The sequence below is a fragment of the Wolbachia endosymbiont (group A) of Epistrophe grossularia genome (assembly GCF_947251435.1).
Lineage (GTDB): Bacteria > Pseudomonadota > Alphaproteobacteria > Rickettsiales > Anaplasmataceae > Wolbachia > Wolbachia pipientis.
This window is the reverse complement of the sequence record NZ_OX366363.1, coordinates 660,986-674,309: the sequence shown is the minus strand read 5'-3', so window position 1 is coordinate 674,309 and position 13,324 is coordinate 660,986. Positions and strand designations below refer to the sequence as shown.

The 13,324-nt window shown below is 35.0% G+C and carries 11 protein-coding genes; 4 read left to right on the top strand and 7 right to left on the bottom strand.

The window, feature by feature from the left end; translation table 11 throughout:
* Positions 1 to 233 precede the first annotated feature (233 nt).
* The gene (locus tag OPR28_RS03215; RefSeq protein ID WP_265023492.1) at positions 234 to 1,022 is read left to right on the top strand and encodes a hypothetical protein; all 789 of its coding nucleotides are present in this window, start codon (positions 234 to 236) and stop codon (positions 1,020 to 1,022) included.
* 130 nt (positions 1,023 to 1,152) lie between these two features.
* On the opposite strand, the gene OPR28_RS03210 is transcribed toward OPR28_RS03215, so the two are convergent.
* The 3 genes from OPR28_RS03210 to OPR28_RS03200 form a co-directional block, all read right to left on the bottom strand.
* Entirely contained in the window at positions 1,153 to 1,749 is a 597-nt protein-coding gene (locus OPR28_RS03210) for a TIGR02217 family protein (protein ID WP_265023491.1), read from the bottom strand.
* 53 nt (positions 1,750 to 1,802) lie between these two features.
* Positions 1,803 to 3,170: an OTU domain-containing protein gene (locus OPR28_RS03205; RefSeq protein ID WP_265023490.1), complete on the bottom strand. Its 1,368-nt coding sequence runs from the start codon at positions 3,168 to 3,170 to the stop codon at positions 1,803 to 1,805.
* A 221-nt stretch (positions 3,171 to 3,391) separates the two neighbouring features.
* Complete coding sequence (locus OPR28_RS03200; RefSeq protein ID WP_174515720.1) at positions 3,392 to 4,150, bottom strand: DsbA family protein; 759 nt, start codon at positions 4,148 to 4,150, stop codon at positions 3,392 to 3,394.
* Between the two features lie 324 nt (positions 4,151 to 4,474).
* Between OPR28_RS03200 and OPR28_RS03195 the strand changes: the two genes are divergently transcribed.
* From OPR28_RS03195 to OPR28_RS03185, 3 genes are all read left to right on the top strand, one after another.
* On the top strand, positions 4,475 to 4,627 hold the full coding sequence (locus tag OPR28_RS03195; protein ID WP_007548541.1) for a hypothetical protein: 153 nt from the start codon (positions 4,475 to 4,477) through the stop codon (positions 4,625 to 4,627).
* Between the two features lie 16 nt (positions 4,628 to 4,643).
* Positions 4,644 to 5,717: a Fic family protein gene (locus OPR28_RS03190; protein WP_264373652.1), complete on the top strand. Its 1,074-nt coding sequence runs from the start codon at positions 4,644 to 4,646 to the stop codon at positions 5,715 to 5,717.
* Positions 5,718 to 5,812: 95 nt separating this feature from the next.
* On the top strand, positions 5,813 to 7,291 hold the full coding sequence (locus OPR28_RS03185; protein WP_265023489.1) for a UbiD family decarboxylase: 1,479 nt from the start codon (positions 5,813 to 5,815) through the stop codon (positions 7,289 to 7,291).
* A gap of 778 nt (positions 7,292 to 8,069) precedes the next feature.
* On the opposite strand, the gene ubiA is transcribed toward OPR28_RS03185, so the two are convergent.
* From ubiA to nusA, 4 genes are read right to left on the bottom strand one after another with little or no spacing between them, the layout of a single operon-like run.
* A complete protein-coding gene (gene ubiA / locus OPR28_RS03180) occupies positions 8,070 to 8,927 on the bottom strand; it encodes a 4-hydroxybenzoate octaprenyltransferase (RefSeq protein WP_182319897.1) in 858 nt (285 codons plus the stop codon).
* Positions 8,928 to 8,930: 3 nt separating this feature from the next.
* Positions 8,931 to 9,329 (bottom strand): ribosome-binding factor A, encoded by a 399-nt coding sequence (locus tag OPR28_RS03175; RefSeq protein WP_209472402.1) that lies wholly within the window; start codon positions 9,327 to 9,329, stop codon positions 8,931 to 8,933.
* Positions 9,330 to 9,338: 9 nt separating this feature from the next.
* Complete coding sequence (gene infB / locus OPR28_RS03170; protein ID WP_265023488.1) at positions 9,339 to 11,663, bottom strand: translation initiation factor IF-2; 2,325 nt, start codon at positions 11,661 to 11,663, stop codon at positions 9,339 to 9,341.
* A gap of 9 nt (positions 11,664 to 11,672) precedes the next feature.
* Positions 11,673 to 13,244: a transcription termination factor NusA gene (nusA, locus tag OPR28_RS03165; protein ID WP_006279771.1), complete on the bottom strand. Its 1,572-nt coding sequence runs from the start codon at positions 13,242 to 13,244 to the stop codon at positions 11,673 to 11,675.
* Between the last annotated feature and the right edge of the window lie 80 nt (positions 13,245 to 13,324).

The window sequence follows — 13,324 nt, the reverse complement described above, 5'->3', positions numbered from 1 at the left end:
AAATATTGAAGCGAAAGCTGGCAAGCGAACATTGTTCATCAGATCTTGACGCTGGGCACTGCAGCCAGGCGCAATAGAAAACGCATTACACCAATAAAGCCCTTTTGGTACTCAAGCAAATATAAAAGATTTTTATTCTATTAAAAAAAATTTAATTTTTATTAAAATTTTCATTTATTTTTATTTAAAAAGTAAACATTATTAATATTTACTTTAATTAATATAGGATATATATGAATACAAAAATATTTGAGATGTTAATAAGGAGAACTGGTCTACGCAGAGATAGCAAAGCTGAGATCATACAGTTAAATAGAAATGAAAAAGCTTTTGTAGATGAGGATAAAGAATCTATCGAATTAGCTGAGGCCATTTTTGAAGAGAATAATATGTTTCGTTTCCGCAAATCAGGTCCTGCTATGGATTACATTTTGCACAAATTAATAAATGATAGGAAGCTTTTCGAGGAAATGAAAGATAGAGGTACAAGTATAATACGTCTTTTTTCTTTGTTATCAATGTATCATAGTCTTCCCAAGTGCTGTGTTGTGAGAAGAAGAGGGCGTATTACTGAGTGTGGAATATTTGCTTATGCTGACAACTGTTTAGAACTAGTACCTTTAGAGGACTTTATACTTATTGAGCCTTCCTCGTACCTCGAGTACATTGTGTTTGACAATGAGAATATCAGAAATAGGTTAGCTAGAGACTTGACTGAAGACAAAACAAAATTAGATATCTTTTTGAATGGAATTTTAGCAACAAAGAATTCGGATTTAGTATTATCTTGTATTAACAAGATAGAGGTTCTTAATGAGGAAGATAGATATTTTGTTAATCGCTTACAGAAAAACGGCATGCTAGACTACATCTTAAACAAAGATGATACAACACTTGCAAAATCAACTCTAAAGGAATTGTTGAAGCTTTCTATTTTGCAGGAAGAAAAAAGCACTGAGTTAGAATCTCCCCAAGCTTCAAGTGTAAATGTTAGCAAAGCTCAGCAACATTGTAGTATATAGCTGGTGATAAAGTTTAAAATAATTGCATATACTGAGGCTCATTTAAATATAGAGCCTCAGTGGTGCTTAATTTTTTCAATTGATGGTGACTAGTAGCCCTACTATGATGTAGATCTATGCTCGCTTATAACTAAAATTTTACCTCTATTAGTGGAATGTTATTCCAGCTATTGCTTCCATAGTCATCAATAGAAGCGTTTAAGTAATCTGTATCAAAGCGCACGGGCACATCAAATTCGAAGCTCGCAGTGATTATCGCATCTTTTACTGGCGGTTTCATGAATGTTATTTCTTCCGTTGAATAATTTACTGAATATTCACTCTCTTCTTTACCATTTAAATAAATCTTTACTGTCCCATGTACTGGCTTTTTGATCATACGTATATGCTTATCTTCCCCACTTACATAAGTTTTGATTAGCTGAAAAGTCGTTTTTTTGTTATCTCCTATACCAATCTCTTGGTTGATGGCTATAAAATCCGACCAATCCTTAAAACGAAACCCTATTGCTTTACCTTTTCGTGCATGAAAAAATGTTATTAGTTCTAGTAGCTGCTCGTTTGATCTGACCCCGTAAGCTATGTTGTATCTAGTGCGTGCATGAGACCAATTGATGTTGCGCTGTTCACAACCATTGTGAGTTGTTACAACGTCAGTGGAAAATTCCGGTCCTCCAGTGGAACCATAAGATATATTTTCTGGAAATCTAATTTCTGTGAATGACATATACCCTCCTGTAGAAATAAAGTTGAGTTGATGTAGATAAAGTAGGAAAAATCTTAAACTTTTGAAATTGCTTTATTAATAAGATCGTGCATTTTTAATCCCACCTTCTCTAAGAAAGTGTGGGCATTATCTTCTTGACCTTTTCCTAACTCGCTTTTCAGTTCGTTAATGTTCTTATGACTCTGCGTTAATTGATATACACAAACACATGCAGCGACTAAAGCAGTTCCAGCAAGACATGCAAAAGGAATTGCTTGAGTAATGATAGCAGCTATAGCAGATGCTGTGAATGCTATAGCTGCTATCACAGCAACTGTGCCATAAATAGCCTCTTTCCTGTAACTATTGATTAATTTTTTTTGTACTCCTTTTTGTTGTGTTTTTTGTTCTTGCTGATGAGAGGAAGGGATTTTTTTATCTGTGTAAATTTGTAAAACCGGTGCACTAGTGTTGGTATTAATTATTTCTTGTTGTACTTTTTGCTCTGATTGATTAGAAGTAGGAATTTCTCTATCCGTATAAACAGTCGCACTAGCGCTGGCATTAATTCCTTCTTGTCGTGTTTTTTGCTCTAGTTGATGAGAAAAAGGGATTTCTTTATCCGTATAAACAGTCGCACTAGTACTGATATTAATTATTTCTTGTTGTACTTCTTTCTCTGATTGATCAGAAGCAGGAATTCCTTTATCTGTGCCAAGAATTGCTTCACTAGAAACTTGTTGATCTTCTTTTATATCTTCAGAAATTCCACTAAGGAGTGGTACAAAATGTTGCATGTAATTCACTACTCCTACAGTTTTTTTACTATTATCTATCTTTAATTGATCAAGATTCACATCTTGTATAAAAACTTCTAGATCATCATCATGTGCTGTAATTTTAGTTACTGTAACTTTTTGACTATCTTCCTCTATTGAATAAATATAAAGCTCCACTTCATACTTATCACATATCATTCTCCCTTCAATCCCTGGGCGACCCCATATAGGTAGGCTAGCTTCTGTAGCCATACTTCTAATATCTTTTAAATATCTATCAAAAGATGCAATATTGTCTGGTATAATATTGTTCTGGTTATCCTTCATTACATTTCCGTTTGAACCTATCATAGGTACAGCATATCCTTCAGCAATATTTTTTGTTATTTCATCAAAAACCCATCGTGAGTCCTTTTTGTTTTCAGCATAATCTGCACAACCTTCTCTTAATGATTTTGCGGTAAAACGATGACCAGGTTTTAACTCATTCAACCCTTGAGCCACGGAGTCAAAAAAGCAATCCCCTGTCTTTAGAGCAGCCCCTATCTTTAGTTTTTTAGGATAAGCACTCTTTAAATTATCCAATAGATTACTTGGTTTTTTATTTTCTTTGACTTGTCGAAAAAGAGCAATTGGTTCTCTTGTATAATTAGGTTCTTTCATATTGTAACTCCAGAATGGTAATTATATATTGAGTTTAACACTTTTTAATGGATTAGTCAACCTTTGCAGGCTAAGGGTATGCTCGATCTGTAGGCATCACCTGCTTTTCTTGAGCTACTGCGTAGCTTCTACGTGCCGTTACTTATCACATTTATAATTAGTATACTCAGGTTCATTTGAGTTGTCAAGCAAAAAAAATAAAATTTTATGGCAAACTGTAACTAGCCTTGCTTGTGACTTAATTCATCTACTTTTTTGCGTAATACATTCAAATCAGTTGCTCCTACAAACAGGCTATCTCCAATTATTAAAAAAGGTGTACCACCTACTCCCAAATCTCTTACTAGAAGCCTACTGTTGTTTATCATTTGCTCAATTTTGTCCGCGTTATCTTTTATGGAATCATTAAAATCGTCCTCATCAATCCCTATGTTTTTCACTATATCCAATATGCTTTCGTCTGAAAATTCTCCTTTGTGACTTAAAGCAGCATGGTGAAAATCGAAATATTTTTCTTTATCGAGAAAATAGACAGCTAAAGCACTTTTTGCTGCCTTTAAAGAAGCGTTACCAAGTATTGGAGCATCCCTAAAGATATACTTAATTTTGCCGTCGTTAATTAACTGCTTTATATCATTCTTTATAGCTTTGCAATGTCCACAAGAATAGTCAAGGAAGCCTACAGCTATAACACTACTATTTTCATTTCCGGAGTAAGGATAAGTAAGGTCAAATATTTGATCCTTGTATTGTGAAATTTTACTTTTGGTTACATTATCTCGAGCAGCGTAACTACTTTTAATCGACTCCTCTTTGAGAGTTTTTACGATCTTATCGAAATTTCTGCTTATATAATTATCTAATTTCTCACCTATATAATCATCGCTTAGCATTTGGCTGCGATTTGAAAGCCAATTGTTTATTATCGGCAAGCTTGCTATTGCTATTATTAAAATTAATAAAAACGATATTCTAGACATACAATTTATTTAAAAACCTACAACATAAAACTTTTAGTACACATTTATCTGTATATTAAAAGAAGCATCTAATGTTAATATATAAAAACATTTATATCAAGTGTATTTTATAGTCAGTTTTGCCTCGAATACAAACTTTACGTACAATGATTAGGTATATTGTCACAAAGTTCATCAGAAGACTTGATAATGTAGGTGACCAAACTACCCCCAGAATAGCCAATTATGAGATGCTCTATCTTTTACCGCCGCGCTGTAAACATGGCGGTAAAACAAAGTTGATAATTTTATTCCGCTGTGTATAATTTTCCGCGGAATAAACATATGAGTGAACCAATAATTGGCAGAGAAAAAGAAATAGCTATTCTACAAGACAAACTTCTTTCTCAATCAGCCGAATTTATTGCTGTTTATGGTCGGCGTCGTGTAAATGTTGTATTATCTGCATTTTATCAGCATAATATAGAAGTAATGTAATGCAGATATTATGCCGATGCCAAATTATACGATTACTTCTAAAATTGCTAATTGCCTTATGAAGATTGAAGCAGCAAAAGAAAAAGTGTTACATTTGCCACTCACTGTATCGATGCTCTCGTCCCTTCGTGAAACTGCACGGCTTTATACCACACACTATTCTACTATGATTGAAGGAAATCGACTTGAACCTAAACAGATTGAAGAGGTTTTAAGTGGTAAAAGCCACTTTCCAAAATATAGGAGAGATGAAAATGAGGTTAAAGGATATTATGCAGCTTTAACTCAAGTTGAACAATGGGCAGCAAGGAGAATACCCATTACTGAGAAAGCTGTTCAAACACTACATGCTCTAGTAATAGCAAGTGGAAAATCTAAAATAAAATCAACACCTTATCGTGATGGTCAAAATGTTATCCGCGATAGTCTTACACGTGCAATAATTTATATGCCACCTGAAGCAAAGGATGTACCAAAGCTCATGAGCAGTATGATTGATTGGATTCGTAACAGTGAGCAAGTGCCTTGCCCAATTATTGCAGGTATTGCGCATTATCAATTTGTAACAATTCACCCTTACTATGACGGTAATGGTCGTACTGCAAGATTGTTGACTACATTAATTTTACACCTTGGTGGGTATGACCTAAAAGGACTTTATTCATTGGAAGAATATTATGCTAAGAATCTAGGAGCGTATTATGAAGCAATCAGTATAGGTCCATCGCACAACTATTACATGGGACGAGCTGAAGCAGATATTACTAAGTGGGTGGAGTATTTCGTAGAAGGTATGGCAAATTCATTTGAGAACGTTTTACAACGTATAAATAAAGAAGAATACCACGCTGATCAGACTGATCTTATACGTAAGCTTGATCCTAAACAACGCAAAGCTCTTGAGCTCTTCCAGGAGTTTTCCGCTATTACAGCTAGTCAGGTTGGCGAACTATTTAATTTTAAGCCTCGTACCAGTGCGCAACTTTGTAAAAAGTGGGTGGAAATGGGGTTTATCAAGATTGTAGATTTTTCCAATAGAGGAAGGAAATACAAACTTAGTAAGCAATATGAGGATTTGATCTCAAATTAACTGAAAGCTCGCTAGGCAGGAAAGTAGTGCATAGGTCAAATTTCAATAAAGTGCTTGAAAACTAAATGTAAACTTAAAATTTTAAAAACTGGAATATGTACAACAACTTACGTGACTTCATCAAAGCCTTAGAAGAAAAAAAAGATCTGATTAGGATTAAGGAGGAGGTTTCAACAGTTCTTGAAATGACAGAAATTCACCGCAGAGTTTTGTCAAACAAAGGACCAGCTATCATCTTTGAAAATGTTGTCACAGAAAACGGCAAAAATTCGATTCCAGTTTTAGTGAATTTATTTGGTACTATTAAGAGGATTGCATTGGGGTTGAACATAAACCCTGATGAACTAAGAGATCTTGGTAAACTTTTAGCATTTTTGCAATCACCTGAGCCGCCAAAAAACTTTAAGGATGCTATAAAAATGTTTCCTTTGTTGAAAGTCGTGTTATCGATGCGAAGTAAAGTCGTGAGCAAGGCTCCATGTCAAGAGGTAGTGCTAACCGGAGATGAAGTGGACCTAAGTCTACTGCCCATTCAAACATGCTGGCCAAATGAACCTGCACCACTTATCACCTGGCCAATTGTGGTAACGAAAGGACCCACGAAAGAAAAGCAAGATAATTTTAATCTTGGAATATATCGTATGCAGGTTATAGATAAAAAAACAACACTAATGCGTTGGCTTGCACACAGGGGTGGCGCAACTCACCATAAGCGTTGGAAGGAAGAAGGCAGAAATATGAAATTTCCTGCTGCTGCTGTGATCGGTAGTGATCCTGCAACGATTATTGCTGCGGTAACTCCAGTGCCAGAAACATTGTCAGAATACCAATTTGCTGGACTGCTGCGAAAGAAGCCGCTTGAACTTGTAAATTGTAAGACTATTCCACTTCAAGTGCCAGCTCACGCGGAAATCGTTCTGGAAGGCTATGTGAGTTTGGATAGATATCAAGATGAGGGACCATATGGAGACCACACTGGCTACTATAATTCTGTTGAGCAATTTCCAGAATTTAATATTACTGCAATTACTATGCGTAAAAACCCGATATATCTTAGCACTTTCACTGGCAAGCCACCTGATGAACCATCGATTCTTGGTGAAGCACTCAATGAAATTTTTGTGCCCATTCTTATCAATCAATTTCCAGAGATAGTGGACTTTTATCTGCCACCGGAAGGTTGCTCATATAGAATAGCGATAGTGTCGATAAAAAAATCCTATCCAGGGCAGGCAAAAAGAATTGTTATGGGCATACTTTCTTTTCTAAAGCAGTTTTTATACACGAAGTTTATTATCGTTGTTGATAATGATATAAATGTACGTGATTGGAAGGAAGTAATGTGGGCAATGTCAACGAGGATGGACCCTGTGCGTGATACAATCATGATAGAAAGTGTACCTATTGATTATTTAGACTTTGCTTCCCCTGAAAGTGGACTTGGAGGTAAAATGGGATTTGATGCGACAAATAAAATCCCGCCTGAAACCAAACGAGAGTGGGGAAAGAAAATTGAGATGAGTGAGGAAATAGTAAGGAAAGTCGCGGAGAAGTGGGAGGAATATATGGACTAGACTTCTTGCATAAAAGCAGAAAAAAGTTTGGCGTTTTTTATAATGCCGCATTAACTGATAATTGTGATTTAAGTCCGTCACAGTGCCCTTTTTTTGTCATCCTATAGCTATACCGCCGCGGTATCTCTTAGCCGCTAACAAGTAGTGGGATGACGAGCTTATCGTCATCCTGCCGCGAACCGTCATACCGCGATTCATTCGCGGTATCTCAGCCGCTAACAAGCAGCGGGATACTTAGGGATGACGGTTGTTGTTTAGCTGTAAATATTAAGAAATTTACCAAATGAAAAAAAAGGCAAAAGAAGCCCTGGGGTTATTATCCGCTTTAAAATATTGGCGTTTTTTATGTTTTAAACGCTTGACAAGCGAGATTCAGCCGCTTTTAATTGCAACTAACTTACGCTGCAAATGTTTAAGAAATTTACTAAGCAGAAAAAAAGACAAAGAATCCCCGAGTTAGCTAGTCTTTTACTATCTCTGTCGAGTATTGGCATTTTTTGATGTCTTGTAACGCTTTATAAGCGCGTTCAGCTTATTTAGATAAAAATCTAGATGTAGATGAAGTTTTGTAAAGACATACAGTATCTATATACTGCAAAAAATTGAACATAAGACGCCGATACATTAAGTAATCCTTACCTTTTAATCTGCAGATTGGCGAAAGCAAATACAATAGCTTCAGTTTCATGATAAGAGGGCTGGCGAAGGGTGTCAAGCAATTTTCGTTTCTGCGAGTACCTGAGTTTATTGACTTCATTAGAGCCAAAACTCTTGAGACCTAGGTGATAATTCTATCTAAAAGGATGCCAAAAAAGAGAAGCAACCCTACGTAGGAATTATTTTTAAATATGGACATGCATTGACTGGGATCGTCAGGATTGAAATTTTTGTATTGGCGGTGAAATATGAACCCTACAGCAAGTAGAGCAATATAAAAAATGTTATTTAATGATGATAAGATACCAGCATATAGCCACGTCATAAGAGATATTAAATAAAATCTTTTCAACCAAGATTTTGTTGTATCACCAAAATATAATGCGGTAGATTTCATCCCGAGTTTTTCATCATCTTTTTTATCTTGATGGGCGTATATGGTGTCATAGCTAAGTGTCCAAAAGACGCATCCTATATAAAACAGCAAGGATTCTATACTGATCTGGTTTGTTATTGCTGCTGAGCCCATGAGCGATCCCATATTGAAGGTAAACCCTAAGAACAATTGTGGCCACCAAACATACCGCTTTAATAAAGGGTAAGTAGCTATCATACACATTGAGATTATTCCAAGTATGAGTGTAGTTTTATTAGTTAATAATAAGATTACCAGGGCAATAGACAGTAGCAGTGAAAGTAAAGCTAAAGCCTGCTTTATGTTTAATGCACCACTTGCAAGTGGCCTATATTTTGTTCGTTCAACGTGCGCATCTATTTTTCTATCGAAGATATCATTGATTATGCACCCTGCAGGTCTCATTAAAAATGCACCTATAGTAAACAAAACAAGGAGAAAAAGAACCTGATACGATAGAGAAGTTGAGGCTAAAAGAATACCGCTCAAACTGGGAAATAGCACAAGCCACAAACCCGTTAAACTGTGCAACCTCATTAATGAAAAGTAACGATTGAAATGCATTAATTAAGTGTGATTATGTAATATTTTGCTTACATTAACAAAATTATCGAACGCTAAGTCAGGCTTGAAAACTAGTTCAGGTATAAATCGCAAATCAACATAACACAGTATAGATTTACGTATTGACCATGCAGATTGGTTCATTTCATTAACAACGGTGTTAAGATCACAATTATTCTCAGAAGGATCTCCAGTGCGTCTTTTTTCTGGATCTAAGTAGTCAGCTACTTGAATATTCAATGAAGATAACACAATATATACATCTGCTTTTTTCAAATCTTTACTTAATTTTACGTCAGATACCGCTACATTTTTATTGAACACCTTACCTTCCATTAGAACTCTTGATATTGCTCTATGCAATACCGATGCTATCTTTAGGTTTCTAATTTCCTTTTTCATATCCAGCTACTATAACACCCTTTCTTCTTGCACTAATTGATAAGCTTCCAAAATATCTCCAACTTTAATATCGACATTACCCTCTAGTGATACTCCGCATTCAAAGTTTACACCTACTTCTTTAACATCATCTTTAAATCTACGTAGTGCTTTTAACTTTCCTTCATGCACCAATTTGCCACCACGCATTACCTTAATTAAAGAATCTTTTTTTATGACTCCATCACTTACATAACATCCAATGATATTACCAGCTTTAGATACATTAAATATTTGCCTTACAGATGCAGAACCAACACGAACCTCTCGTGTAACAGGCTTTAACATTTTAGTTAAATACATTCTCATGTCGTCAATGAGCTCGTATATTATGTTATAAGTATGTATTTCTATACCTTTTTGTTTTGCCAAGTCCCTTATTTTTGAGTCCACTTTTACATTAAAAGCTAAAATTACTGCACTTGATGCTTCTGCAAGCAGCACATCTGAATCTGTTATCCCTCCTACTGCTTTGTGTAGGATATTTAATTTCACTTGGTCTTTACCGAGTTTATCAATTGAACTTGATATTGCTTCAATAGAACCAGTTACATCGCACTTTAAAACTACAGATAGTTCTTCTGTTTCGCTGTTATTACGACTGAATATATCTAAATTATTGTCGCCCAAATCTTCTTTCTTTTTCTTGATTAACTCTAGCCTGTATTCAACAATTTCACGCGCCTGCTTTTCAGAATTTACAACAACAAATTTATCTCCAGCATTTGGTACACCATTTAGACCAGTAATTTCAATTGGAGCAGAGGGTAGTGCTGCTTTTTCTCTTTGACCAAGGTGATTAACCATACTACGTACTTTACTGTATGTTGTACCAACTACCAATATATCACCAACCTTTAACGTTCCTTCCTCAACTATCAATGTGGCTGATATTCCTTTCGCTTTATCTATTTTGGATTCTATTACCCATCCAAGTGCTCGACAATCTTCTATTGCTTCTAGCTTCATTAATTCAGCGATTAACAAAATCGCCTCTTCTAGTTTATCTAAATTAGTTTTCTTTTTTGCTGATACTGGCATAATCATAACATCACCACCAAGCCCTTCAGGGATGAGATCATATTGAGGCAAACTATTAATTATTTTTTCTACATCACCAGGCTCAGATTTATCAATTTTATTAATAGCAACTATAATGGAAACATTTGCTGCTTTTGCATGATTTATTGCTTCAACTGTTTGTTTCATGATTCCATCGTCAGCTGCAACTACTATTACAACTATATTAGTAATATTGGCACCACGTGCACGCATCGCAGTGAACGCTTCATGTCCTGGTGTATCAATAAAGGTAATTTTTTGCTTATCTTTTGTCGTTATTTGATAAGCACCTATGTGTTGAGTTATGCCACCTGACTCTCTTTCTGCAACATTAGATTCACGAAATGCATCGAGCAATGAGGTTTTACCATGATCGACGTGTCCCATAAAAGTGACGATTGGTGGCTTAGGTTTTTTAGGCAGGTTTTCTCTGCCTTCTATAAAAAATAAATCTTTTTCTCTGTTGGTATCGCTCACTCGTTTAGCCATATGATTAAATTTTTCCACTATTTCACATGCTATATCTGGATCCACCAGATCATCTACTCTATAACTCTCACCGACTTCTTCTTTGAACATTTTTAGCACACTCTTGCTATCTTCTGCCATGCGAATAGATAACTCCCTGATAGTTATTTTGTCTGGTATAATAACTTCTCTTGATATATTTTTACCCTTGGTAAACTTTGACTTTCTACTTCTTATACCAAATCTTTGCTTAAATACAGGGGGTTGTTCAGTTTTTTCATCTATTGCCTGTGCAATTACCAGTTTAGAATGCTTAGAATATATATCTTTGTTGACTTTAGAAGACTTTTTATCGTCGCCCTCATAGTCAATATTATCTTCTTTTAGTTCAACTAAGTGAGTATCACTTAAAACTTGCTTATTTATTTCTTTAGATAAAGTGTCCGCTTCATTTTTCTCGTCAATCTCTTTATTGCTGTCTTCTTTTGCTGTTTTCTCTTTTTCTTCTCTCTGATTTTTTTCTTTCAGCAAAGCAGCATTCTGCACAGCATTAATGCGGAAAATTTGTTCTTTCTCTGTTAAAGAACCTAATTTACTCTCGTCAAATAAATTATGTTCTTCTGCATCATGAGATTTTTTTCTTCTTTTTTTTACTATTGTAGCTCCAGTACTTGGGCTAGTTGAAGAGTTTAAATTGAGGTCTAATTTAAGCTTGCTTAAGCCTTGGAGCGTTAATTTTTTATTACTGATATCTTCATTATTCATATTATTTTATTATATTAACCCAAGCTTTTTACGTGCTTCTATGATTATTGAGTCTACTGTATCTTTTAGATTTTCTGAATTCATCTTATTATCAGCTGAGGAAGAGAGTATGCTGCAAAACTCATAACTTGATAAATCTGCTATGTCCTCTAAAGTCTTAATATCATGTTTACTAAGAGCAATTTTATTGTCTATTGATAAAGTTAAATTGATTACATCATCTTCCATACCTAGACTTTTTAGCTCTTCTATTTTTCTATCATTTTCTGCTTTCAGATACTTGTTTGCTCTATTGTGAAGTTCGTTTGCAATATCCTCATTAAAGCCCTCTATTGAAGCAAGCTCTTTAATTGAAGCGCTGGATATATCTTCTACGCTTGAAAAACCTTCTGTCACCAATAGCTGACCCATAATCTCTTCTAAGTTTAAAGCTTCAGCAAATAAAGCTGAACATTGACTAAGTTCTTTACTTCGCCTTTCTGATTCTTGCTGAGTGCTTAATATCTCAATTTTCCATCCAACAAGCTCTGAAGCTAATCTTACATTCTGGCCCTTTTTTCCTATAGCTAAACTCAATTGATCTTCAGCAACTATTAATTCTATGCAATTTTCATTTTCATCAATAATAACCTTCGATACTTCTGCAGGAGTAATGGCTTTAATAACAAATTGACCCAAATCTGAGGAGTAATTTATAACGTCAATTTTTTCACCATTTAATTCGTGTATAATGGTTTTTATTCTATCTCCCTTAACTCCAACACAAGCACCTACTGGATCAATGTTCTTGTCAGGAGAGAAAACAGCAACCTTAGACCTTGAGCCGGCGTCTCTAGCTATACCTTTAATTGTTACTAACCCATCAGCAATTTCTGGTATTTCTTGATTTAATAATGCCTCTAAAAAGCCTTCATGAGTCCTAGAAAGAATAATTTGACGTCCATCATCAGAGCGCTTAACAGTCTGTATATAAGTTTTAACCTTATCGCCTTCACGAAATGATTCACCACCGGTTAAATTTCGTAATGGAAGATATGCCTTAGTGCCATTTATGTCTATAATAAGATCTGAATATTCTACTTGTTTAACAATACCATACCTTATTTCTCCCACCTTATCTTTAAATTCCTCATATTGCTTTTTTGACTCTTCATCTTTAATTATTTGAGCAATTTTTTGCTGGGCAATTCTTGCTGAAGCAAGATCAGTGTTAAGAGAGAGTAATTCACTAACAGTATCTCCAATTTTTGCATCTTCTTTTATTAATTTAGCTTGTGTCAGCGTAATTGATTCATACTCAGTATTCTCTTCTCTATTTGATTCGTCATCAATAACTTTTAGTTTTCTGTATGAAGTAACTTTGCCTGTGTTTCTATCTATATTAACTACAATTTTACTTTTGCTACCATATTTTTGATAAGCCACTGCTTCTATAGCACTTTCTAGTGCCTTTATTACAACATCAAAATCTAAACCTTTTTGAAGTGAAAGCTCTCCTGCTGTTTTTATTACATCAAGGCTTCCAACTATGTTATTCTTGTTACTTTTCTGCTTAACACTGCTTTTACGATTAGCAATCATAATAAATAAATCCAATGTAATTAGTTATAATTATAGCTCCAACGGGCAAAGAACACTATCTTAAATGTTAAATGATTGCT